At 78.5% G+C, this 864-nt stretch carries 2 protein-coding genes; both read left to right on the forward strand.

Annotation, left to right across the window (positions count from 1 at the left end; translation table 11 throughout):
* A partial coding sequence (locus L0B03_RS18530; RefSeq protein WP_250448570.1) for an ROK family protein occupies positions 1-331 on the forward strand: 331 nt, incomplete at its 5' end.
* Positions 331-864: beta-propeller fold lactonase family protein (locus tag L0B03_RS18535; RefSeq protein WP_250448572.1), on the forward strand; the 534-nt coding region annotated here is incomplete at its 3' end. The genes L0B03_RS18530 and L0B03_RS18535, both read left to right, overlap by 1 nt.

The following is an 864-nucleotide window of genomic DNA, read 5'->3' on the forward strand; positions in this document are numbered from 1 at the left end:
CGCCGTCGAGGCCGAGGAGCCCCGCGCCCGCGAAGCCCTGCACGTCGCGGGCCGGGCCCTGGGCGCGGCCCTCGCGAACGTGGTCAACGTGGTCGACGTCGAGCACGTGGTGCTGGGCGGGACCTACGCGACCCTCGCCGAGCACCTCCGGGCCGAGGTCACCGAGCAGCTGCGGCGACGCGTCATCTCCGCCCCCTGGGCCGAGGTCGAGCTCAGCACGGCGCAGGCCGCGCAGTACCCCGCGATGACCGGTGGGGCCCTCGCCGTCCTCGAGGCCCTGGTCGACGACCCGGCAGGCTGGGCCGGCGACGACCCGGTCGAGGTGCGCTGATGGCACCCGCGACGGGTCTCTGGGTCGGCACCTACCCCGCGGCCGGGCCTGAGGCCCCCGCCGGCACGGGCGAAGGGATCTGGCGGATCCGCCTCGACCCGGTCGCGGGGACGCTGACCGGCGCGCTCGCGGCCCGGACCCCGGCCCCCTCCTTCCTCGCCACCAGCCCCGACGGCCGCCACCTGTACGCGGTGGGGGAGACCACCCCCGGCACCGTCGCCTGCTTCGCCGTCACGCCGGACGGCCTCGAGCTGCAGGGCCGGGTGGACGCCGGGGGCGGGTCCCCCTGCCACGTCCTGGTGGACCCCGCCGGCCGGGCCCTCTACGTGAGCCTCTACGGGACCGGAGGCCTCGCCGTCCTGCCCCTGGCCCCCGACGGCGGGCTGGCCCCCGAGGTCCTCGCGGCGGGCGGACCCACGCAGGTGCTCGAGCACCAGGGCTCGGGCCCCCACCCCGAGCGGCAGGAGGGGGCGCACGCCCACTCGGCGACCCTCGCCCCCGGTGGCGAGGTGCTCCTCGTGGCCGACCTCGGC

Source organism: Actinotalea sp. C106, from assembly GCF_023630195.1.
Lineage (GTDB): Bacteria > Actinomycetota > Actinomycetes > Actinomycetales > Cellulomonadaceae > Actinotalea.